General features: G+C 52.7%; 21 protein-coding genes. 18 read left to right on the top strand and 3 right to left on the bottom strand.

Annotation, left to right across the window (positions count from 1 at the left end; translation table 11 throughout):
* Positions 1-6: 6 nt before the first annotated feature.
* The 3 genes from ASC85_RS22925 to ASC85_RS22915 are packed head-to-tail and all read right to left on the bottom strand — an operon-like array spanning position 7 to position 2845.
* Entirely contained in the window at positions 7-1995 is a 1989-nt protein-coding gene (locus tag ASC85_RS22925; RefSeq protein ID WP_057451486.1) for a methyl-accepting chemotaxis protein, read from the bottom strand.
* Entirely contained in the window at positions 1996-2496 is a 501-nt protein-coding gene (locus ASC85_RS22920; protein WP_057451485.1) for a hypothetical protein, read from the bottom strand. It abuts the gene before it with no gap.
* Positions 2489-2845, bottom strand: coding sequence for a response regulator (locus tag ASC85_RS22915; protein WP_234821230.1), 357 nt, complete (start codon positions 2843-2845; stop codon positions 2489-2491). Before ASC85_RS22915 ends, ASC85_RS22920 begins: the two co-directional genes overlap by 8 nt.
* A gap of 152 nt (positions 2846-2997) precedes the next feature.
* On the opposite strand from ASC85_RS22915, the gene ASC85_RS22910 reads away from it, so the two are divergent.
* The 18 genes from ASC85_RS22910 (at position 2998) to ASC85_RS22830 (ending at position 23103) form a co-directional block, all read left to right on the top strand.
* Positions 2998-3699: a hypothetical protein gene (locus tag ASC85_RS22910; RefSeq protein WP_057451484.1), complete on the top strand. Its 702-nt coding sequence runs from the start codon at positions 2998-3000 to the stop codon at positions 3697-3699.
* A gap of 52 nt (positions 3700-3751) precedes the next feature.
* Complete coding sequence (locus tag ASC85_RS22905; protein ID WP_082534452.1) at positions 3752-4801, top strand: ParB/RepB/Spo0J family partition protein; 1050 nt, start codon at positions 3752-3754, stop codon at positions 4799-4801.
* A gap of 185 nt (positions 4802-4986) precedes the next feature.
* Positions 4987-6765 carry a hypothetical protein gene (locus ASC85_RS22900; protein WP_057451482.1) on the top strand — a complete coding sequence of 593 codons (1779 nt, stop codon included), beginning with the start codon at positions 4987-4989 and terminating at the stop codon, positions 6763-6765.
* Between the two features lie 320 nt (positions 6766-7085).
* Complete coding sequence (locus tag ASC85_RS22895) at positions 7086-8054, top strand: ParA family protein (RefSeq protein WP_057451481.1); 969 nt, start codon at positions 7086-7088, stop codon at positions 8052-8054.
* Positions 8051-9481, top strand: coding sequence for a hypothetical protein (locus ASC85_RS22890; RefSeq protein ID WP_057451480.1), 1431 nt, complete (start codon positions 8051-8053; stop codon positions 9479-9481). The genes ASC85_RS22895 and ASC85_RS22890 overlap by 4 nt, the downstream gene beginning before the upstream one ends.
* Before the next feature lie 826 nt (positions 9482-10307).
* Entirely contained in the window at positions 10308-10457 is a 150-nt protein-coding gene (locus ASC85_RS32300; RefSeq protein ID WP_156395697.1) for a hypothetical protein, read from the top strand.
* Positions 10458-10675: 218 nt separating this feature from the next.
* Positions 10676-11899, top strand: coding sequence for a DUF7146 domain-containing protein (locus ASC85_RS22885; RefSeq protein ID WP_057451479.1), 1224 nt, complete (start codon positions 10676-10678; stop codon positions 11897-11899).
* 107 nt (positions 11900-12006) lie between these two features.
* Positions 12007-12648, top strand: coding sequence for a helix-turn-helix domain-containing protein (locus ASC85_RS31540; protein WP_162254889.1), 642 nt, complete (start codon positions 12007-12009; stop codon positions 12646-12648).
* A 530-nt stretch (positions 12649-13178) separates the two neighbouring features.
* Positions 13179-13676, top strand: coding sequence for a hypothetical protein (locus ASC85_RS22880; RefSeq protein WP_057451478.1), 498 nt, complete (start codon positions 13179-13181; stop codon positions 13674-13676).
* A 90-nt stretch (positions 13677-13766) separates the two neighbouring features.
* Entirely contained in the window at positions 13767-14018 is a 252-nt protein-coding gene (locus tag ASC85_RS22875; RefSeq protein WP_057451477.1) for a hypothetical protein, read from the top strand.
* 321 nt (positions 14019-14339) lie between these two features.
* Positions 14340-15446 (top strand): AAA family ATPase, encoded by a 1107-nt coding sequence (locus tag ASC85_RS22870; protein ID WP_057451476.1) that lies wholly within the window; start codon positions 14340-14342, stop codon positions 15444-15446.
* A 165-nt stretch (positions 15447-15611) separates the two neighbouring features.
* Positions 15612-15839, top strand: coding sequence for a hypothetical protein (locus tag ASC85_RS22865; protein ID WP_057451475.1), 228 nt, complete (start codon positions 15612-15614; stop codon positions 15837-15839).
* Positions 15840-15946: 107 nt separating this feature from the next.
* Positions 15947-18022 carry a hypothetical protein gene (locus ASC85_RS22860; RefSeq protein WP_057451474.1) on the top strand — a complete coding sequence of 692 codons (2076 nt, stop codon included), beginning with the start codon at positions 15947-15949 and terminating at the stop codon, positions 18020-18022.
* Positions 18023-18193: 171 nt separating this feature from the next.
* Positions 18194-19423, top strand: a complete 1230-nt coding sequence (locus ASC85_RS22855) for a DUF3150 domain-containing protein (protein WP_082534449.1) — start codon at positions 18194-18196, stop codon at positions 19421-19423.
* A 76-nt stretch (positions 19424-19499) separates the two neighbouring features.
* Positions 19500-20189: a hypothetical protein gene (locus ASC85_RS22850; protein ID WP_057451472.1), complete on the top strand. Its 690-nt coding sequence runs from the start codon at positions 19500-19502 to the stop codon at positions 20187-20189.
* 89 nt (positions 20190-20278) lie between these two features.
* Positions 20279-20857 (top strand): hypothetical protein, encoded by a 579-nt coding sequence (locus ASC85_RS22845; RefSeq protein ID WP_057451471.1) that lies wholly within the window; start codon positions 20279-20281, stop codon positions 20855-20857.
* 577 nt (positions 20858-21434) lie between these two features.
* Positions 21435-22235, top strand: coding sequence for a hypothetical protein (locus tag ASC85_RS22835; RefSeq protein ID WP_156395696.1), 801 nt, complete (start codon positions 21435-21437; stop codon positions 22233-22235).
* Positions 22225-23103 carry a hypothetical protein gene (locus tag ASC85_RS22830; RefSeq protein WP_116893068.1) on the top strand — a complete coding sequence of 293 codons (879 nt, stop codon included), beginning with the start codon at positions 22225-22227 and terminating at the stop codon, positions 23101-23103. Before ASC85_RS22835 ends, ASC85_RS22830 begins: the two co-directional genes overlap by 11 nt.
* Positions 23104-23130 lie beyond the last annotated feature (27 nt).

The following is a 23130-nucleotide window of genomic DNA, read 5'->3' as shown; positions in this document are numbered from 1 at the left end:
AACCTCCTAGACAGTAAACGTCGAAAGCGTATTGCCCACGACTTGAGCCTGTTTGTTGAGGTTGCTAATGGCGGTCGCTGTCTGCTCACTCGCAGAACTGTGATCCGAGGCGTAGTGATGGATTTTATCCATCGTGTCGCGAACTTCTTCGGAACGCTCATTCAGGTCTTTAGTTTGACCAGCCATGCTGATAATGCCTTCAACAAGCTGCGCTACCTGCTCGCTTATACTGCCCATCGCCTTTAGCGCGTTCGAGGATGTGCCTGTAAGAACCTTAATTTCTGTTTGACTTTCTTCCAGGACGTACTGGGTTTCTTTGGCGGCATTGTTAATAGCCTGGAGGTTGGTGTCGATCTGCTCGGCTGCCACAGATGCGTTGCTCGATAGCTTTGACATGGCCTCGGCGCTGATTCTGATTCGTTTCGAGAGGTCATCATCTGTGATGGCGTCAGCTACGAGATACGCGTTTAGCGCAACGGTTGCAGACTGATTGGCCGCACGGCGAACGACATCTACCAAGTTCTCAAGGCCTTGGATGTTTTCAGTCATCGCCTTGGCGCTATGCATGATGTTCAAGTTCGACTGAGCAAGCTTGACGACTGCATCGTGAACCTCATGCACAGCATTGGAGCCTGTCGCGATATGTGTGCCCACCGAGACCGAAGAGTCACGAGTGCGGCTGAACACGCCATCCATTCCTTTGGTGAAATTGTTCAGTTCTTCAACCAGATGCGCAATGTGCTGGATTGCTTGTACTTGCTCGTTCCGGCTGCGCTCGGTGTTCTTGGCCATCGCCAGAGTTTCCTCTGACGCGGCGGAAAGGCTCGCTATGGTCTGCTGAACGTTGTTGACAACTTCCCGGAACTTCGGGAATACGTCATTTAACGCGTGCGCGATTTCATATGTAGATTCTTTGTCCTCTGTGAAATAAACCGTAAGGTCGCCCATTCCGGCTTTCTGCATTTGGTCAACCAAAAGGCGCAGCTCCTGAGAGCGCTCTTTTTGGGAGTTTTGCACGCTCAAAGTCATCGCTTCAGCTTTGCGGGTATACGAACGCGACTCACGCAGAATCAACGTCACTCCAGCTAGCACGACGATCAAGAGAGCACCGACCGATGCCAACAGCGTCATCGGCGTGACCATGCGAGATTGGGGGAGTGTATTGATCGCATGCTGTAGACCGTTGATTGCAGCATCGAGGTTTTCACGCTCAGCCCAAATGGCGCGAACGTAGGGGGCGTTATCAACGGTTCCGCTTGAAGCTTCGATAGCTTTCAAAGACGAGCGAGTGAGGGCTTGTGCCGTTTTGTAGCTCTTGAGTAACGGCCCAATCAGGGCTTCGTCGCGTGGCATCGAGCCACCGACGCTAGCAAGTGTCGCCACGTAACTCTTGCTCGCTTCTAGGGCGAGGCTCAGGCTGTCGCTGTTTGGAGTTGGAGTGCCAGCCAATAGCTCGATCCCCTCCGAGACCGATTTTTGTGCTTTTAAGAGCGCTTGCTTGATCCGTCCATCGATCAAACTACTCGACTGGATTCGATCAATTGCGTCCTTGGACTCGGCTTGTAAGTTCACCGCCAATTGGGTGGCCTCAGTAGCTTGTCGCTCGAATGCCGTGTTGTTGCCTCGCGAGGCGCTGATCTGCTGAATCGCAGCCTGCACCTTTCCCCAGGCTACCTCTAGGTGATCGAGGTTAGCGGTTCCTGCTGCGGGAATTGGCGCGATGCCGGCAGTGGCGCTGCCTCGCCGAAGCGTGTTTACCGATGCATCTACCTGAGACGCTACTTGTTGGAGCTGTCCAACATAACTAGCGTCGCTGGCAGCACGCATCGAGAGCGTGATGGTGTTCAGCGCCGCGTTCTGCAAGGTGTTTGCTTGCGAACTGTAGAACCGATCTGCACTGACTCCAGTGCTGTACTCGTAGGCACAGAAGCCAGCAAGGGCTCCAGCCACAACCATAGCCGTAATGCAGGTTGGGATTAGGGGATTTTTGCTCATTTATGGCCTCTGTACCGGGAGTTCGACGGAGCGGAACGACTGGTCTCGAATGATGTTGTCCAGGTGTATCAATGCCCAATGCCTTGATCTGGCTTTAACGACTCCCACGCAGTACGGCGTCAGCATGGCGGGCATTGCCAAATCTTCGCGTGCCGCGTCTTCAAGCTCGACGGCGGGGATGAAATCGATGATTTCGTCGGTTACCAATCCATACACTGACGAAGAAAGCGGGTCTCGGAGGATCAGAGTCGTAGGCTTGTCATATTGCGCCTCTGACTGGCCTGCACTGTTGAGGCCGAGAAAGGTTGGTAGGTGAAAGTACGAAACGAGGTCACGGCCAATCTTCGCGTTACCGAGGAAGTACGGTTTCGTTCCAGGAATGATTAGCGCGTTTGTGGGCGTCTGCATCACCGCGTCGAGGTTTGAAGTGACGCAGAGGCATGGGGTGTCGCCGAGGCGGAACGCGGCCAAACGCTGCTCTTTGTTGATCATTTCAGTCATGCAAGCCTTCCATCGTTCGTAAGGCTTGTTCGATGCTGTCTTTGGAAAACGGCTTCGTGAGGTACAGGTCGGCGCCGGCAATCAACCCTTTTTCTTTGTCGAAAATACTGGCCGCACTTGAAAGCATGGCTATCGGCATTTTTTCAAAGCGGGGATTAGCGCGAAGAATGCTAACCAGTTGCAACCCGCTCAGTTCTGGCATTTCCACATCAATGAAGCATGCGTCGGGCTCGTTCGAGTTAATTACCTCCAAACCCTCGAAGCCGTTCGAAGCCACCACCAATTCTTTACCGAGCTGCTGTACTAGCACTCGATGCGCGAGGGTCTGCATGCCCTTCGCGTCGTCCACTATGCAAATTCGTTGAAGTCTCATGGCCTGATTTTCGCTGCCCCATTTACTTACGAGTGGGAAGTGAAAGGCCACAATTTGAGGGGTGATGTCGTCGCGGCTATAAAAAAAACTCAGCCGTTATCCTCCAGCCCCTGAAAACTGGAGGACTTATGGGTAAGCGCTGGGCAATCGCCAGTGATCCAAAGCTACTGGCGAGGATTGCGGAGCAGGAAGAAAGAAACGGTGCAAAGCGCGGGTTGAGCGCCGGCCCCTCAGTTCCCGCCTCGGGTTATGAGGGTGGGTCTCAAGTGCAGGCTGTACAGCCGCGTCAACCATCAGCTGCAACACAAAGGGCTAAGAGGGTGGCTTTAAACAACCAGGACTCTCGAAGGGACACTCTGAGCTACGACCCGGAAAGCAACACTCTGATACTGGTTTTAGCAGGTGCTCAGTTGCTCAGCCAAAACGTACTCCTGCGTATGCATGACGCGAAAGCGACACAACTCAAGACCACATGGCGTAAGCGAATCGAAGCGCTGATGATGCTGAATCTTGAGACCTATGACCTCTGGAAACAGAATCAGGCTCGCTCCTTTCCGTTCATTGTAGAAGAGGTCTACGCGACAGCTGAGAGCAGCTGCCTTGACGTTGAGAGCGTTGCCGCCGCGTGCAAGCCGATCATTGATGCCTTGGTTCGTACTAAATTCATCCCCGACGACCGTAGCGAATACATCGCTCAGCCCATTGCCTACACATACCGGCAGCCTAATGCTGGGTTGGTGCTTGTATTTCGCCCAGCCCCGAAGCCTTGGGGCTTTATTCATGACAGCACTATGGAGTTAGCCAGACAGATCCCTCAGTTACCATCATGATTTTTGAGTATGAAATGGGGTGGGGGGCGCTGCGTAGGTTATAGTGCGAAACATGTTACGCGGATTCGCTTATGTTCCGCGTGAAACATTGTGGGCTGTCATGGTGTTCGTGACGCTCTGCTCAATCCCTTGCAGCGCGGGGCTTGCAGCCTATTTATTTACGAGCGTTGCACCGAGGTACGGATCAATGTCAGCTAGGTCATCGCGAGACGGCGCGTTGCGCACCGGCAGGAAAGCGCGCAGAACACATCGCAGATACGATGTGCTTGAAGCAAAGCGATTCGATATCCGGTCTGTTGTGAAAAGCTTCCGAACGCTGCCTGTTGAGCAGTTGAAGCCTGGGGTCTATCAAACGCGAAAAAACTTTAAGCCACAGGCGATCAAGGAGCTGGCTGCCAGCCTCGAAACCACTGGCACAAATTTTACTCCGTTGATTGTGCGTCCACTCAAGTACGCCGACGGTTTCGAGATTATTTGCGGCGAAAGGAGGTGGCGGGCGGCTCAGCTTATTGGCATGCCGGTACTGCTCTGCTGCATCGGTGATTTCACTGATGAGCAGGCGCTGTACCTCAGTGGCGCCGACAATATTCAGCGCGAAGACCTCAACGCACTGGAGGAAGCATTTTCTTATGAGCTTCTTCTCCACTCAGGCATGACCCATCAAGAGGTTGCCCAGGAGATAGGCAAATCCCGCGAACACGTCACGAACTATCTGAGGCTCCTGTCGCTGCCGCTCTCCGTGCGCGACATGCTGGGAAGTGAGCGACTGAGCTACGCACAAGCTCGGCCTCTATGCGGCCTTTCATCTGTTGGTAAGCAGGTGCAGATTGCCCAAGAGGCAGCAGCCAAGAAGTGGTCTTCTCGCAAGGTCGTGGATGAGGTCAACAAGCTGAAAATGCAGAAGCGACCCGCACCAAGCGCGGGCGTTAATGAGGACGTGAACATAAAGCGCCTCAAAGAAATAGTGGCTGAGCAAACGGGATACCCCTGCGCCATCGTGAGGACTGAGCGCGGGGGGTGGCAAATAGGCTTCGTCGCCGGCACGACTGAGGAATTTCAAGGAATACTCGACCGGCTCGGCGTTAATACGGAAACGCTCTGACCCCTAAAAAAGGGGACTTTTCATTCCCACTATCAATACAGAGATAGCTCGCCACTTGAGACGCCCAGATGCGAAGCACATTTTCACTGACATTACTGACAGCCGCGATACTGCTTAGCGGTTGTTCTTTCAACTCTGTACCCGAGGTTGGCCTGACTCAGCCCGCATCGCAGTACGATGACCGTATGCTCGACTCTCTGGGGGCGCAGCGCTATACGGAACAGCAGATGCTTTACATGCGGAAGGCAAAGAACCTTGAGCATGATCTGGATGTGCTCGAAGAAAGACGCAAGGCGCTGGAAACTTCCATAGGGATAAGCCAAGTGGAGGCTGGGGCTGGCAATCTCAAAGCCAGTGATAGCGAAGCTGTTCGCATGGGTGACTATGCTACTGCTACTCACGATGCCCAAACCCGTATTGCGAAAGAGTCATCGGAGCAAGCAGTTAAGCAGGCATTGATCGAGAATGACCGTGACAGGGAGCTGATGGAGGCCGAGCTTGATACGAATCGCCGGCTTGTTGAGCTTGATCAGAAATACAGTAGCTCTATTCAGAGCACAAGCTCTGCAACTGAGAAGGCGCGGCTCAAAAGCGAGCTTGAGGTTGAAAAGGCCAAAGCCGAGGCTCAGCGAAAAAAGGCATTGATTGAAGCCGATTCGACGCGTGATATTTCTCGGCTTGAGCAAGATTTCCAGGCGCGGATCATTAGCGCAAAACGGGACGCAGCCGCCAACAATCAGGCGGCTGATCAGGTGTCTCAATCGCAGCGGATTAAAATTGCGCTGGCCAACGCAGACTCCAAGCGTCGAGTCCAAGCAGATATCGGTACGGCTCAAGATGCGATCACCCTGCTCAAGACTGAGTTGCATGGCGCCTCTCAACCTTTGCTCGATGAAATTGCCAAGCTGAATGAGCGGATCAACAGTCTTCAAGGCCAGCTTGTAGCGGTACAGGCCGGTTATGACGCAAAGATTGCTGTTCAGCAATCGAGGCTCGACGGTCTGCAAGTGCAGAACAACGCACTTGCCGACGTGGAGCGGGACTTGATCAATGCTCCTGTCGCCTCGGCAAACGCAAGCGGCCACGCATCCTCCTTGGAGGTGGATCGTCTTCAAGGTGATTTGCAACAAGCTAAACGCGACATACAAGTGCGTAAATCTAGGCAGCTAGCCGACGTTGATCAACAGCTATCCCAAGAGCTGGCAGGTCTATCTGTCAATCTCACAGCGGCACTGGGAACAGCGCTATCGAGCGGTACGGAAGCAAATGCTCGATTGGAAAAGGTTGTGAACGAAACAGCTATTCGTTCAGAGCTGGCAGCCAAGAAAACTCAGATCAATAACGATGCTCGAAGCCAGCTTGCTGAGTTGACTGTCAAAACCGAGATTGCGAAAGCCTCCGTGGTAGGGCCTGTACTGACTAACCGTGCGGTGTATTCGGGCAGCTACGGCGAGCAGCCGGTTGCGTTTGCGGTGAAAGAAAGTAATGCAGCGAAAGCTATCGTCGCCAGGGCCAAGCCGCATACGGCCCCGGTAGCAGTCGCAGAAGCAGGCTCGGCGTCTGAGGTGAACAAGCCGCCGATTGATAATCACATCGCCCCTTTGGTCGTAGTCTCCGATTTTGCCCCAAAAGCCCCGCGTCCGAGACCAAGCAGTGTGGACGATGTTGTGATTGCTTCTGGCGTGATGGCTGGCGGCGATATGAAGCCATTGGTTGTGGCCCCGGCTGCAACTTCTTATTCAGTCATCTACACCTATGGGGAGAAAGGCAGTGCTGACAAGTTCTCGAATTTCCTTAAAGCCTATGGAATCAACGATTTTACGTATCGGTATTCCGAGAAGTTGAAGCAGCATGTGTTGTTCATGGGGAAATTCACCTCGAAGGATCAGGCCGCCAGTCGCGTAGCGTTTCTGAATAAGACGACGAGCAGTGCCAATGCAAAGATCATCGAAACGGACTTGTGAATGCTTTGCCGGGTGTCCATGGGGTTCAAGCCGTCCGCGCATGCGCGGAATTTCGCTAATCTTCCGCTATGGAATAAGCGGTCTGATTTCCGCATTGCGCGGCTAAATGACCATTAAAAGTGTTGCGCTGGCGCTAATACGTTGAAGCGGCGCTACAGGCGGAAACCTAGTAAAGTCCCTATATCTATTGGTCATAAGCGCAGTTCAATGGTTTTTTAGCCTTCACTACTCCCTAGCATTGCGCGGCTTTTTGCTAAAAATTGCTTGATCTGAGGCCTAGAGCCGGTAAAGTAGTCGTCAGCGCTATTAGGAGATAGGCTATGACTACGCGACCGAACACTAAGAAAAAACCGTCACTTCGCCCCTTGGCTCAAGTCATTCAGGCTGTGCTGGCCAGAAGTGAAGAACCGCTCGGCAAGATCGTTGCCGTGACCAACCAGAAGGGCGGTGTCGGCAAGACCGCTACAAGCTTCAACTACGCGCACTACCTGAACGAACTCGGTTACCGAGTGCTGGTCATCGACCTGGATGGGCAGGGCAATATCACTCAGCTTTTCTTCAACCGTGACGTGTTGTCCAACTATGTTCATACACCAGCCCTTGCACTCTTCGAGCAGGGTACTGCTGAGGTATTTCAGCCGCTGACTCACCCAAGCGGTATCGACGTAGCTGCAACGCCACGCAACTGCCATGAACTCAATGGCGTGGATGTGATGCCAATCAGCGTTGCCAGCGTCTTTTATGAGAACTTGCAGGCTCTCGGTCAAATCTATGACTTTATTGTCATCGACACACCGCCAGCTCCGGGCGTGCGCACCACAAGCGCTTGCGCGACCGCCGACTATATCTACGCACCTGTGCTGGTAGACACATTCGCCGAGTCAGCTCTCGAAGGCGTTCTCAGTAGCATCGAGAATATTGGGCAGATTCTTGGCATTGAGCTGTCCATCACAGGTATTTTGATCAACAAGCTCAAGCTCGATGGCGAGAAGGATACGCTGCTGAAATACCAGCACCTATGCGATCTGTGCGGTGCCGCTCTTATCCCCACCCCGATTCGTCAGAGCAAGCCTTTTGACAAATCGCAAGGCATGGGCATTCCTGTATGGCACCTTCGAAAAAGCGGTAACGAGCGTCAGGCCAGTCAGGAAACGTGCGCGGCTTACGGGGAAATGGCCTCTCGCATCCCAGAGATTCCAGCTGAGCGCATCCATTATTTCAAAGATATTAGCCGCGCCGTTCGTGCCGATATTGTGGCCAGGGCCGCGGCTGTGAAGGGGGCAGTATGAAGCGCAATCTTGCAGCGTTGGGCGGCGGGACGGCTGCCGGCGTAAACGCAGGCACTCTCGTCAACCAGTCCGACAAAATTATCCATCTAGATCCGACCAATGAAATCCTCTATGACCCAGCGGAAAACATCCGCAATGGCAAGGTTGTGGACGACAGCGTTGATGGTCTGATTGACCTGCGCTTGACTATCGAAGGGTCGAAGCAGCTACAGCCGATTCGGGTGTACCCTCTACCTCAGAACAAGCTCGATCCAAGCAAACCAGCGCTCAAGTACGGCATCGCCGTGGGGCACCGCCGCACGCTTTGCTCCCGGCTAACAAGTGCAGACCATCCGGCTATCAGCGATCTTCCAAGGAAGGTTGCGGCAATCATCGATACCGATTGGCTCAAGAAGGGGCGTGCGTATCAGCTGCGCTGCCAGATTCATGAGAACACTGCTCGCGTTGACCTGAACCCTGTTGAGTTGGGGCAAGCTCTGCTGGACTACAAGCGAGAGCTTTCCAACGAAGAAAAAAGGGTAGTTCCGCAGCACGAGTTGATGGAGGTTTACGGCCTGCCCGAAAAGACCGTCTACCTACTGTTGAAAGCTGCCGAATTCCACCAGATCGCAAAAGACGCTTGCCACCTCAAGCTTCTCACTGATTTGGATTCCCTCAACACCTTCGACCTTACTTGCAAGGCGAATGAGCAATTGGGTCAGGCAATTTTCGAGAGCTTGAAAGTGGAGGGCGCACCGAGCACTCGCATTCTACTGCGTCAGGCTCGAACTCTGGCGGAGTCTGATGGCTACGAATTCGATAAGGCAAGCTGGTCTTGGCCAGCCACAGTGGAAGCAGTTGGCTCTAAGCCGGCAGCGAACACGCCGGCGAATCAGCCCGCTAACTCCGGCCAGCATAATCCAGGCACTCCGGCGCCTAGTAACGTACCAAGCACGCCTACCGGTGCAGGGTCGAACAACCAGGGTAGCGCTGCTGGCGCTGGTGAGAAAGCGGCAAGCAACGCTGGCTCGGCTGTAACTGACCAGCAAGGGAGTGGCGCACTCGATTCGCAGTCTGGCAAACAACAACCGGGCTCCCCGAATACGCAGAGTGCCGAGAATAACGGGCAGTCTGCACTCGCACCGGCCAGTTCCTCGACCGCTGGTGCCTCACAGCTAGCCGGTGGCGCAAAGGAGCCTGCCGAACAAGCGCCACTTGATGAGTCGCCTGCTGCTGGAGTTGCTGGAGCAGCGAAAGGTGCAATCATCATGGTTGAGTTCAAGATGGGCGCTGACGCCAAGAAAGACTTCACTGGCGAACTGATCCTCAATAAAAAGGCTAAATCCCCAAGCATGGGTGTGGTCGCTTACCTGAACGACGAAGGGCGCGAGGAATTTATTGATGTGCCGTTGAAGCTTATGAATTTGGTGTCGATCAATCATCAGTAAACACAAAATCCGCGCATGCGCGGCTACAGGAAAGGGGGAGCTTATGCTCCCCCTTTTTTTATGGTTTTGGGGACATTGCCGGGTTGAATCGCACGGCCAATAGCGCGAACCTGTACGTGCTCCATGTGACCTCCCGCTTTACGTCTTCGTAGAGTTTGGTCACGCCTCAGAGCTAAATGCGTCATCGCGTTTGTTCTGTGAGCTGTTGCATGCGTTGGTATTCATCGCACGCTTCGGCAACCCTGATTGGAACTAGATCGCTTCGGCATTCAACTTCCAATCCCTTCTCGGTTTTGGATTTTGATTGCTTCGGCATGATGGTTCTGATCGAGAGTTGTCACTTTGACGGGTCTGAGCTTGCTTGGGTCTTATAGGTGACAGCTGTGTCGTCCTATTTGGTTCTTGTGTTGGTTCGTCCGCATTCCCAGTGGGTCGATGCAGTTTTGTTGGTTTGTATTGGCTAGGGTTCGCCCAGGTCTTTACTGACTGACGTTTCTGATCGACTTGAAGGCTTCGGCTAGAGAGAAGACCAGGATTTAGCGGCTTACAGGCTTGAGTTCGCTCCAGCCCTAGGTTGTTCCTGCGTTTGTCTATGTTCGCGTCCTGTACGCTGGCGTGACGGATGCGCCCCGGTTGTATGTGCTGATAATGGCTCGCCATTGTCTTCTCGTTCAGTCGGTTCGTTGTTGTTGCACTGAAATTGATTTGGGGCACGCACGTCGATGTATCAGCTTTGCTGTTATTCGTGTGTGAACCCGCCTTCGGCGCCATTGGTTGCCGTAGGCTGCTGTGGAGGCGCTTTCTAAGTATCGTGAGGTAACTTGATATGAAACGTACTCTGCTGGCCGTTTTAAGTGTCGCTGCTCTCGTGGGTTATTTGACCTTCGATGATGCGCGCCGCGACTTGGCAGGTGCTAACCAGTCACGTTGCGCAGCATTTGCTGCGAACGACTTGGATTGCCCTTCTAGCAAATGATCCATCAGAAAAACCCGGTAACTCGGGTTTTTCGCCTTTTCACTGCTCGCACAGCTAGCGCCGTGCAGCATTAGCTTGGTCGGACTTGGTGTCGTAAGGCGCCGAAATCCCGGCTGGGAAATCCACGCTTTGCGTGGAACGATCTTTAACAATGCGACACCACCAACCCATAGGGGCAGACCCTATGGGGCTGCCTTTTTCTCAGGAGACAGGCAGCTATGAACCGCAAACGAAATACATCGAAATTCACGGAACCGCTTTCCGAGACAGTTGATCGGCTTGTGCAACAGAACGGAGGCTGGTTTAACGTGATCGGTCGGATGACCAACACGTTTGACCAAGCTCTCGGAAAAATTGGCAAGCTCGTCGATTGCCCTTTCCCTAGCCGCCACAGTGCGACCGGCGGGAAGCTGGACTTCCGGTTTACTGACGATGCTAGCTACGAAGGCAGAGCAATCTGCACCTGCATGCAGGATCGTGGCATGAGCGCTGTCGAGCTTTTAGTGGAGGACGGCATCGGTAAGGACTACACGTCTTGCATGCTTGAAATCTTCAAGGCTTTGAATCCAGCTTCGAGTAGTGACCATGTGCGCAAGGAAACGGCCCCAGTGGTACGACCTGCTTCATCGGGAATGACTCAGGATGTGATCGCTTACAGGAAGGAGAAGCTATTCCTCATTGCCCGAGATTTAGTGACTCTTGACCATCCAAGCGCTGCGCCAGGGCGTGAATACTTCAAGAAAAGGGGTATCCCGCTCAACTCCAATATCCATGACGTTCGCTTCCATCCAGGTCTTGAGTATTGGGTGGATGGTGAAAAAGGTCAGGAAAAGAAAGTCCTCGCCGGGGTATACCCCGCGATAGTAAGTGCATTTCGCTCAAAGAGTGGGGTTGTGGTGAATTTTCACCGCATCTTCATCACTGAGAGTGGCGATAAAGCACCGGTCAGCAAAGTCAAAAAGATTTGTGCTCCGATGCCTGGGTTCGCTGGTTCGTCCATCACCATTGCCAAAACCCAAGGCCGTGTTTTGCACGTTGCCGAGGGTGTTGAAAAGGGGTGGTCGATTCATCTGGCTACAGGTGAGTCAGTGAAAGTAGCTTACTCATGCGGCTCCTTACCCAAGTTGCATGTGGACAAGGCTGAGTTTGATTCTGTCGTCATCTGGAGCGACTGCGATCCGGTAAACCCGAAGCGCAATCGTAAAAGTGGCGATGGACAATACTTTGCCTGGGAACTCGCCCGTCGCCTTTATAAAGAGGGCTTCGAAGTGACCTTCATGATGCCTAGCGGCAACCCAGAAAACGTTAAGGGGCGTGACTGGGAAGACGTTATCGTTGAAGAAGGGGTGTTAGACCTGAAAGGGTTCTACTACCGTCTCCAAACGCTTAAATCATTCGCGGTTAATGGTGGTGTAAACAAGCGGCATTCTCGTGCTGCTTGATCGCAAACTGTCTGTCCTACTGCGCTTTGCGCAGTAGGCAGGCAGACTCCTAAAACAATTCACTTTCGACCATAATGGGCGCACTTTACTTAGGTGTGCATCCCCGAATGGCGTCGATTTCTCCTATCATCCTCGAAGAAGAAGGCAGCCGCCTGCGTGCTGCGTATCAGCGAGCCAAGCTAACTCGACGGCTAACGCAAACTGATGTAGCCGCTGAATGCGGCTGGAAAAACGCTAGTACATTCAATCGTATTTTGAGTGGTCGTATCCCCCTCACACTCGACTCCTTAACCAAACTCGCCCAGGTGCTGAAAGTATCTCCCGCCGCGATCTCTCCCCGTCTTGCGCATGAGAGCGGTGACTTGGACAACATGCGCATATCCCGACTTCTTTCTGTCAGTCTTGTCCGCTCAGTGACACGGGGCTGTTGGGGCGAGCCATTTGTGACGGCGCGGCGAATTCTTTTTTACAGTGCAGACGAGACGGCCTTTGCGCTTACCTTTGAGAGCGGGCTTGAGCCTATAGGATTCAGTGGTTGGGTCGTTGTGATTGAGCCAGCAAGTCGGGCCGTTGTTGGTGATCGAGTAGTTGTCCGCAATGGTGCTGGAAAGTATTCAATCGGCTTGGTAGCCGAACCGGATAAGTCAGGAGGGTTTGCCGTGGAGATTGAGGGGCGTGGTGCTGTGCTGACTACGCCACAGCGATGCATGTTAGTGGCAGCGATGCTCCCAGAGTCACAGCTTGTCTGAATAGCCGCGCATGCGCGGAAAAATGGGAGCAAGTCACACAGGCAGTCGCTTGCCTTTGTTTGGCAGATGCGGTAAAAAAGCGGTGTTCTATGTGCCAGCATTGCTTGCACACCCAGTTCACCTTTGCGTCATCGCAAACGTTTTCTGGACTTGAGCCTTCTCACGTCATCGTGTAAGGATCAGGAGACATAGCAAAACCAAATTGGCGTACAGATTCTCTGTATTGCCGCATCGAATTTGCCAACCACGTCCTCTGTTGAGTAGATGTGGCCAGGTGGCTTTTTCTATTTCTACGCGAGCCTCGCGTTAAGCATCTTGCTTCCCTAGCAGGATAGGTCTTTGACCAATCGCTTTCAGTTTTTACAACGCCTAGTGCGCCTGTAGAGCTGACTCCATTTCCATTAGAACTTCACACTTCGAGCTGACCTCATTCAGCTCAGGCTGAGTATTGTCTGCGCGAAGCGTAACTACTCAGCCTCCGCGCCTGGGTATTCACTTATACCCCTGTGCGCGGCAGGTGGAGCTTAGAAATGGCATATAACGAATTTTCGATGTGCTCACTTCACGCAGAGCGCCAAGTTCAACACCGTCGTCAGATGGAGTTAGACCAAGCCCTCGAACGCGGATCAGCTCTTGTAGCTGCAATGCTTGCGGAAGGTGACCTCATAGACAAGGTTCTTGAACCTTTGAAGTTGGGTCATCTGGAGAAGATGGAATATGTTGCGAAAAACAGTGTGTTCCTAAAGGCCAAAGACGGCCATGAAGCCATCCAGATAATCTGGGCTCCAACTCAGGTCATCTGTATACATAGACTGCTCTCGAAGGAGTTCCGTTCCGAATTCAAAGCCCATTGGCTAGGAGTTTGGTTGGAACCTCTGCACGAGCGATCTAAAGAAGCGCTTTTAGAAGAGATTAAGCAAAAGGTCATGCACCGGAAGCTTATGCGTGACTCTCATGGTGTGAACAGCGAGATTCAGTTCGCTGTAAGCCCTGCGGTAGTCCTGCCGTCCTACGAAGTGCGTCATTAATTAAAAAACCTTACCGGCGACGGTTTCCAACGTCGCCGGTAGCACCGTGGCGTTGGTTTTAAAAATGCCGATTAAACTACGGTGATAAAAATGAAAAAACTTAAAATCAAGGCTTTGGCCTATAGCGTAAACACTTTTGTTCTTGGATTGACTGGTGGCTGGGTAATTCCGGTTGATTTTTACAAGCCAGTATCCATCGTTGCGGCAATTCTGTTGCTGCTGATGTTCTTGTCCGACCTTGCTATGTCCTTCCCGAAGGCTAAGCAAAAGGGCAAGGCCGAAGCGACCAAGACCAGGAGGAAAAGACCACCAAGAAAAAGAAAGAGAAGAAAGAGTAAGTAATAACCTCAATTTTCGATGACTTTTACAGGTGAATATCAATGATCGACTTAATTGCAAATGGTTGCGTGATCCTTGCTCTTGGAGCAGGGACTGGACTTTGGCTGTACGCATCGTTCGGAAGTAAACCGGCACGTTAGTCGCTTCAATCTTCCCTCTGACCTTCGGGTCGGAGGGGATTCTCTGTTACTTAGAGGGCTGCGAGAAAAATTCTTAGCCCTCAAGGCTAGGCGTTTTTCTGGAGTTCTCAATTCCATGCCTAGTCCCCGCGACCTAGGCATTAAACCAATATGCACTGTTCGCGGCAGTTGCGGAGTTAATCTAATGACCGAAGTTAAAAAAACCCAGCGTTCTGTTCTCCTGCACAAAGTCTTCGGTTTTTCCGATCCCATTCTTGGGTTTGAGGAACCGTTTGTAATTGACGCAGTTCGTTCCCCATTTGTGCCTGAAATCAACCCTGACTACGTGTTTGAACCAGACATGGTTGCTCGCGTGCTGCGCTCTTATGCCAACCGCGAAAACATGATGTTCAACGGTGAGAAGGGCACTGGTAAGTCATCTTTCGTGCAGCAATTCTGTGCACGGTTGCACATCCCGCTGATGACCATTAACGGTGGTCCAGGCTTGGATGAAACTTACCTGATGGGTTCCAAAACGATTGAGGATGGAAACGTTAAGGCTGCTGATGGTGTTCTTAGCTACTGCTTGCGTCACGGCATCCCGGTGCTGATCGACGAATTGGCTGCAATCAAACCAAGCGTACTGCTGTCCATCAACGACGTATTAAACGGGGATCAGACGATTACCCTGAAACATCACGGCCTTGACCCTTTGGTTAAGCCCGATGATCTGGCTAAGGTTGAAGGTTCGATGACCATCAAGCGGCATCCTAAGTTCCGCTTGTTCGCTACTGATAACACTGGCGGTAAAATGTCCCGTAACCCTAACTATGTCGGAGTAAACACACAAAATACCGCAGTTCGTTCGCGCTTCACTTGTTTCAAAATGACCTTTATGAAACCGGCTCTAGAGCTGAAAGCTTTGATCGGTAGCACCAAAGGCGAATTACCAAAAGAAGTTGCGAAGTTCATGATTGAGCTTGCTATTCGTGTCCGTGCCGCTTTTGAGCAAGGGGAAATGACAGATACCTTGTCGTTCCGTGAGCTTCAACGCTGGGGTCGCAAGGCTCTTGTGTATGGCCGCACTGATAAGACTGTTATGGTCGACAACAAACCTAAGTTGATCCCCGACTGCGCGAAAGCGTTTGTTGATGCGATCTACACGGGTATGGAGGAAACCGATCAGTTTGTCGTTCTGCCAACCTACGAGTTGGTGTTCGGCACCAAGCTTGAACTCCCAAGTGAGTACGCCAATACGGCCAGCTCGTTTCTTACTAAGTTGAAAGATAAGAATTTTTGGGACGCTGCATAAAGCATAACTCCCCCCCCTCTTCTGGGGGGGGTTACCTCTCTTGTGAGTTGGGAAAATCTTCCCGCTCACGCGCTGGAAGGATTTTCCGAGCCCATAGCTCAACCCTTCCAGCCTCCGCACCTGGAAGTAACAACAATCCACGACGCGGCGTGTGAGAGAAATGCCATGAAAAATCAAATCAGCAACGCAAAGGTAATGGTCAAGAAAGCAATCCAACTCGCTTCTTGCAGGCTGGAAATTGCACACGCTGTTGTCGTTTACGCCGTAGCAGAGTTCCGCTTGAAAAAGCTTCACCCTGTTCGCGATTCACGTAAGCGTGAGGAAGTGGGTTACCAGTTGCGCTCCATGGAGATTGCACTGGAGCTAGCTTCCGCAAGACTGACCACTATCTAAAAACACCCCACCTTGGGCTGGAAACGGCCCTCGGGTCGGTTCCCATCCTTGGCGCTGGGAATTCCCAAACTGGGCACACAAACCCAGTGATGGGTAAGGAGTTTTAAATGCATACTGCTACCAATGCACCAAAAGGTTGGCTCTCGTTTATCCGTACATTGGCCCGCGACTCGAAATTGAAGATCGTTGTCGGTCATAACGTTGGCCCTGCCACCAATGGCAAGGTCATGTGGTTGCCTGCATTGCCGGCTGAACTGACACCGGATGATTTGGTGTTGTTCGAAGGCAATGCCTTCCATGAAGTGGGACACATACAGCGCAGTAATATTGAATTCTTCCAAGCATTCGGTAAGGAGCATGGCTCTTTTGCCGGGTTTCTTCTGAACGCGTTAGATGATGTGTTTATGGAGGGCCGTCAGGCCGCTTGGAAGCTGATGGCTGCAAATCGCTTGCTGGATTCCACCATGGTGCTGATCAAGCGTGATCAGTTCCGTGATGGTTCCGCAGGGTTGGGGGAGGCGGTGGCTTGCTATTGCCTCTCGTACCTGACAGCGAAACGTTGGCCGTCTATCAGTGTGGCTGCCGCACGCGTCGAGGGAAATTTGCGTAAGCATTTGGCCCAACATGCTGACAAGGTGATTCCAGAGTTGCGTAACCTTTTGGATGCCGAGTTTCCCGCAGTCGCCTCTACAGAGGATGGCGGCGCCCTCGCGCTCAAGATCATCAATCTTCTGCAATCCCTTGCAGAGCAAGAGCAGTCCCAGCCCAGCAACTCTCCTGAGAGCAGCGAAGGCGAAGATGATGCCGAAGGCTCCAGCGAGTCTGCTAAGTCCGATTCTGACAATGACAGTGATCCTGACTCCGATCCGCAAGGTGAAGGTCGGAACACTGGAACTGATCGTGAATCTCAAGCCAGCAGCGAGGATGCAGGTCAAGGCAATAGCCAAAACTCAGAAGCTGATCCGAAAGGTGATGAAGATGAGAGCGGCGTTTCCGAGGCCGGCAATAAGCCGCAAGATGGTGACAAAGGACATGGCGACGAATCCTCCAACCAATCCTCTTCTGAGTTGAAAGACGATGACGAGGCTGGAGGTAAGTCTGGCAAAGCCGGCTCCAAGGGTGAGCAAAGCGACGAGTCCAGTGATGGTAAAGGCAACAAGGGTGAGGATGGCGATAGCCAGCCAGAGCCGGGTGCGGATACCAACAATGGGAAGTCGTTGAAGGAAATGGTCGAAAGCATGTTGAACGAAAATCTGGGCAACCAGGAAGTGTTCGACAAGGGCTCGGCTCTTAAAGAACTGGCTGGGAGCATCGCCTCTGGCGTAAATCCTGCCTATGAAGGCCAACCGCTGGTAGATGGTCTGGTCATTGATTATTCCGCAGGTGCAGGTAAAGCCGATGGTTTTGCTGATGGCATGCCCGTCGTAACTGCGGATCGAGAAATGGCTGCGGCAATCGCCCAAGTAACTGGTCGTAAAGCAAATGTGATGGGAAACCGTCTACGCGCACTGCTCGCAAATCGGGAGGAAACGGAAAGCTTCGCTGCTCGCACCGGGCAGCTATCAGACCGTGCCCTTTACCGTTTTGCACTCAACGATTCGAAAGTCTTTGCGAAAGCAGAGGAACGGGTTGAAGAGACTGCTGCTGTAACGATTACTGCCGACCTGTCCGCTTCCACCGGGATTGAACAGGAAGGCAGCTCGGTTGCTGAGCAGATTCGCATTGCGCTATCGATGCTCGAAAAGGTGCTGCATGAAATTGGCACGCCACGCGAGATTCTGGGGTTCGCTCCAGCATCCGGCGAACTTAACTGCATGGTTAAGTCCTTCGGGGACAATCATCGTGTAGCTATGGATCGCATCGCCGGCATGCATCGACTGGTAGGGGGTAAGTGCACTCCAATTGGCTCTGCTGTTCTACAAGCTGGGTCTCGCCTTCTGAGCCATGAAGCGCAGCGCAAACTGCTCCTAGTGGTGACTGATGGACTGCCAGACGATGTTGAACACGCTACTCAGATGACTTCGACCATTCAACGTAATGGAGCGGAAGTCATTTTTCTGGTCATCGGCGCCGAAAGCGCATGTGACTGGTTGAGGACGGCAAACATAAAGTTTGCGCATGCAGAAAACGCAGAAGGACTAATTCCAGCCATGGTTTCAAAAATGGCTGAATTCCTATCCTGAGAAGTCGGTAATTAAAGCCCCCCCTAAAACGGGGGGCTGTTCTCCCAGTGAGCTGAAAAAACATTCGGCTCGCGCCGGATGTTTTTTGAGTTCGTTGCAACTCGATACGTCCGGCATCCGCCATCGGACGTTTAAATAAATTTCCCTGCGGCGGCAGGTGAGAGCAATACCATGACTACTACAAACTACGTTTCAAAAGTACGCACTGCTGTAAATGATGACCAAGTTGTAGTGTTCAACTTGATGGTTAGCTGCATGAGCGCCGAACGCCAGTTCGACCTCACCAAGCTGGGCATTGATGTTGAGAAACTGCCTAGTGCATCACGGAAGCTTATTCAGGAGAAAATTTTCCCGAAAGAGTTTCTGAACAACTACAGCCGCCTCCGTGACCGCGCTAACGCAGTTCTGGATCGTGGCGCCGCTGTTCGCCTTGAAATGGGCGTTGTAAGCAGTCGTACCGAAGCTGTCGCGAAGATCGAAGACCTGAATGCCATCAAAGCAGATTGGGCCACTCAGATCGAAGCAGACAGTCACCGCTATTCCACCATCTGCAACGAACGTATTGCACTGATCGCCGCTGAGGCTTTTCGTGAGGGCGTTTCTGCGGAAGTGGTAAACACGCTTGTTGATGCGCTGCGTAAACGCCAACCCACTTGGGAGCATTTCGTGAGCCGTATGAATTTTGCGTATTCGCCAGTACCTATCAAGCTGGAGTTGGATGAGAGCAAGTCGGAATTTGACCCTGTTCTGTTCAAAGCTCAGCGCGAAGGTCTGGTTGCATTGCGAGAAGGGGTGTTTGGTGGGCTTGTGCAGTACCTGACCCGTGAGAGCAACGATATTCTGAAAGTGTTGAATGGGAAGAAGCAGCATCATGGCGTCTACAACATCAACTACCGGACGGTAGCTCGTATCGGCGAAATCACTGCAAAACTCCATGGCCTTGCCTTCGTACACCAGCAAGTTGCCCCGTTGGCTTCGGTCATCGACGACGCGCTGGTCTTCATGCCTAAAAGCGTGGAGAAGGACTTGGGCTTGCAGCCTGGGCAGTTCTACAACTTGATTGCATGCCTTGAAGCCATGGGTGACCAGCACGAACTGCTGGCTCGCCTTCGCGACAAGCAGCCTCTTGTTGTTGTGAGTCAACAGCCACCAGTAATGGCGGCTTGTTCACACGCGGTTTCGAGCAGCATTGCTCAGCAAGCTCTTGCTACCGCGAGGAACACTCTCGGCGCCACCGCTGGCTCTGCCGTTGTCGCAACTACGGTTGTTGATAGCGACGAGCAAGCACCAAACGATGCTGAAATTGAGGCCTCTTTCGAGGACGAAGTTGAGGCTGTTCCTGCTGATCGACCGCCTTTCATGGCAGGCCTGAGTTTCTTGGGCGCTTCCATGTTCGAATGATTAGCTAATCCCTCCAACCCCGTATGGGCACACCACGCCCTTACGGGGAGTGGTGCGCCTGAAAGAGGCCATCACTATGCAAGCTGCACTTGATCTTTTCGGTGAAAACTTCGCCGAACCAAAGCAAATCTCCAAACCCAAACCCAAAGCACCAGCGACAACGAAGCCTCGTGCAACGTTGAAGTTGGATCGTCGAAAAATCTGGGGCAGCGGGGGTCACCTCGACACCCTGGAAGACGACGACACGCTATCCACTCTTGGCACTGAATCGTTCACAGAAAACGCCACCATCGAAAGATTGGAGCAGGCGTTGTTTATGAGCCCAGTAATCAAGAATGGGGAATGGGTCGAAGACGGTACGTTCTACGCCTATCGGATCACAAAGCCTGTAATGGGGCAGCGTGAGTTCGGACTCAAAGGCTCAATGCTTCATGACTGCACTGCCGTCATGATGCAAGCAAGCGCCCAAAGGGTGCTTGACGAGTCTTATGACGACACTGGGTCGTGGCTTCCAAAATGGGCCTACTGGTTGTTCTGCCATCGTCTGCGCATTGCCGGCGAGCAAGAAGACCCGTATGAACTGCTCAAGGCGTTCACGGCAGTAATGACTCAACAGGACTTCCTGGATGCTTCCCGAAAGGGTGAGTCGCTGCGTCGTGTTACCAAGCGGCTTCACATGCAGCAAAAGCGTGCTGCTGCGAAAGCAGCGGCATCGACTGTTGAAGCCGTTGACCACCTTGATGTACCTGAACAAGCAACTGCTTGATAAGCAAGCCCTGCCATTCTCGGCGGCAGGGTTTATGCCACCTTCGTGTGTGCAATATCGCGGCGACCGAGCGCCGTTGGAGACTTGAAATGAACACCCATACCGAGCAAATGAACTTCGCTGAAAAAGCACTCGTAACTGTTTGCGGCCTTGTCTGGCGCTTCCTTCGACTGCTTGACCCTCACCGGGTACAGCGCTATTTCGCTGCAAAGGTTAACGTGACGGGTCAAAGCATCTGCAAGCTGCATGCATTGAGCTTGGAAGACGCCACCGATCATATCTGCCGGATCAACAATAACCGCATGAAGGAAGGCGAAGGTTTTCTGGCAAAGCGCGGTGACCTGTTGAAAATTTACAATCCGGCTAACGGAAAATTTGTGCTTCGCTTCGCGCATGGCTCGGGCGAGCTGAAAATCCGTTACAAGGAGTTGGGCCTCGACTACGACGCAAGGGCTGAGTTGGGTGTCCTAAACGATAGTGAGGTAGACCTCCAGATCATGAAGGCAAACACTGCTGACCGTGAGTTCTACCTGATGTACCAGGATCGATCTGTTTCTAGCCGTCAGAGCCGTGCTCTTGGCTGGTACATGCTCCTGGGTAGCGTCCTGTTCACCGTACTGACTACTGGCTTCGGCTGGGTTGGCTCGTTGATCAACCTATTCTTCTAACGTTCGGTGACTCCCTAGGCCTTGGCCTGTGGGTGTCACCCCAAAGCTCAGTTCTAGAAACGGGCTTTGGGGTGACACCCACAGTAAGCGAGGCTCCGATGACACCGAATGTACAGCTAGACGTAGATTACCTCCGTACACTCGGGGTGACCTTTCTTCCGTCCTTTCACGCGGGAGCAGTTGGCGTCATCGCACGCTACGACCTCCCTCGGCTGTTCTATCCATCCGACTTCGGCATGGATCGACTTGATGGCATCATCGAGAAACTGAATAGCAACCTGAGAACGACGTACCATGGATGCGGCTACTACGGTAGCTGCCCCCCTGGCGAAAGTGACTCTGGCGACGACATTGTTTATGTACTGTTCGCTGACAATGAGTTCTACGATGACTATAGAAACGGCAACGGAGGGAGCTTTTCAGCCGAAGGTTGAATTCCTCTTTTGTGCGTGCGCCTGGGCACGTCGTGTGGGAAGTCAGGCTGGGTAAGGCCCGGCTTCCCCGCGTTTCTGCATAGAGTTCGGTTGCAACCCTTTAGGGGGCTGGGCAGGCTTACATAAGCCACAGGAGCCGAGCCTTGATGCCGTTTGCAGAAATTGATCACACACTGATTTTCTTCTCTATTTTCCTCTCATTCACATTGTTTTTCTCCAGAACACTGAAAGCCTCACTGGCTGTCGGTGCGCTTGTCTGCGCCTGTGTTTTCGTGACATTTGACGGTCACTTCTGGCTTGGCGAGATTTTGCTGCCGCGAGGCAAGAACCCTCAAATCGCAACGGTAGGGCTGATGGCGTTCACAGCTCTGATTTCGTTGATAGGCTTGGCCTTCAAAAGCTGGCGCACTCTTGATCGGGTAATGGTCGGTATTTCGAGTGCAAGCGTTCTCGCAACCTTCGTACTATTTCACTACGTTCTGGTGCAGCAAGTTCTTCCCGCTTGGGCCAAAGACGCAGCCTGGGGAAATAGTTACCTTGTGCCGGTCTCTGTGGAGCGTTTCAGGCGCTCATGCGGTGAGTCGGAGCTGATCTGCTGGATTGGAGCTGATGTTGCGGCACACGCCCTCCCGGAGGCATACAGCCAACAGGTCGAGGGCCTATACCGTTTCTACCGTGACCATAAGCCCGAAGCTGAGGTGGGTCACGGTTTTGGTGTGTTCAACGACCTAGGTGTCGATGGCGTTTCGGTTGTTTTGTTTCATCAGAGCGGCGACGACGTAAGAGTTATCGTTGATGCCAAGGTAGGAATTCGAATCCATACCAAGATAAGAGACCTTTTTTACTTGCTCGCCACGGTCGCTCACGGCGTTTGGTTGTTTGGATCGTTATCCTTGATTGCATTCCATCGTATGCGATTCAGAAGGTCGGGCCGTGCTCATTGATTACGAAAATATTCATCGCACATACCTCATTGGTCACCATGTTGGTGACAACTGGGAATTTGAGTCCACTCATCCACTCGACCCCCGAAAGGGGATGATCGTCAGTAGTCACACGGCGTTCAGCAACAATGCATTGCAGCTCTCGATCCACCTCTACAACAGAGTTGGTGAGCGAGGGCGGTGCATTGGTGTTAGTCACTGCCTGCTGCTTTGTTTCAGCCACAAAGTGAATGGTAGCTACAAGCTCAATAACGACGAGAACCGGATAACCTTCCACCTCGATCTTGGTGAGGCGGCTGAGTTGTACGCGGTGGCTATAGGTCACGCAGGACATTATGCCTATCGAGCCGTGCGCAAGGGGCAAGCGGTTAAGTCAATCGAGGGTGTTGAGACGATTCGCGAAGGTCGCCGCATCGTAACGCTGCGAGCCGCTGGTGGCGGTGAGGGGCAGAAGACCTCAGTTGAAATTGATTTGGTTAAAACTGATCTGATAGCTCTCGCCGCTCACTGCGTAGGGTACGCAAGGGTGCTTTACCCATCGTTGAGTGATGCCGCTGTGCAGGAGCTTCTTTCGTCTGCATCAAAGAATACCCGCGCATGCGCGGAAAATCAGGTGGTTTCCGCCGATGTAACCACCTCAGAAAACCTCAAGGTGAGAGCCGACCATCATCGCTCTGCTGGTGCCTCAAGCGCTGATATTGGGAAGCTACGCCGTGCAATTTGGGCTATAGGAAACCAGAAATGGCCGGGCATGCGACTGGACGCACTACAGCGTATCCAGCAGCTTGAAGACTCGGCACTGCTCCAAGAATTGATCAACGAGGCAAATGCCGGGAACTTCACCGGATGGGATGCTTATCTGGCTTAGAGAAGATTTTGCGTAGCCACGCTCAAA

Origin of the sequence: Pseudomonas sp. Root401 (genome assembly GCF_001425105.1) — a bacterium.
GTDB lineage: Bacteria > Pseudomonadota > Gammaproteobacteria > Pseudomonadales > Pseudomonadaceae > Aquipseudomonas > Aquipseudomonas brassicacearum.
Note: the sequence above shows the minus strand (reverse complement) of the source record. Positions and strands in the feature narration are given on the sequence as shown.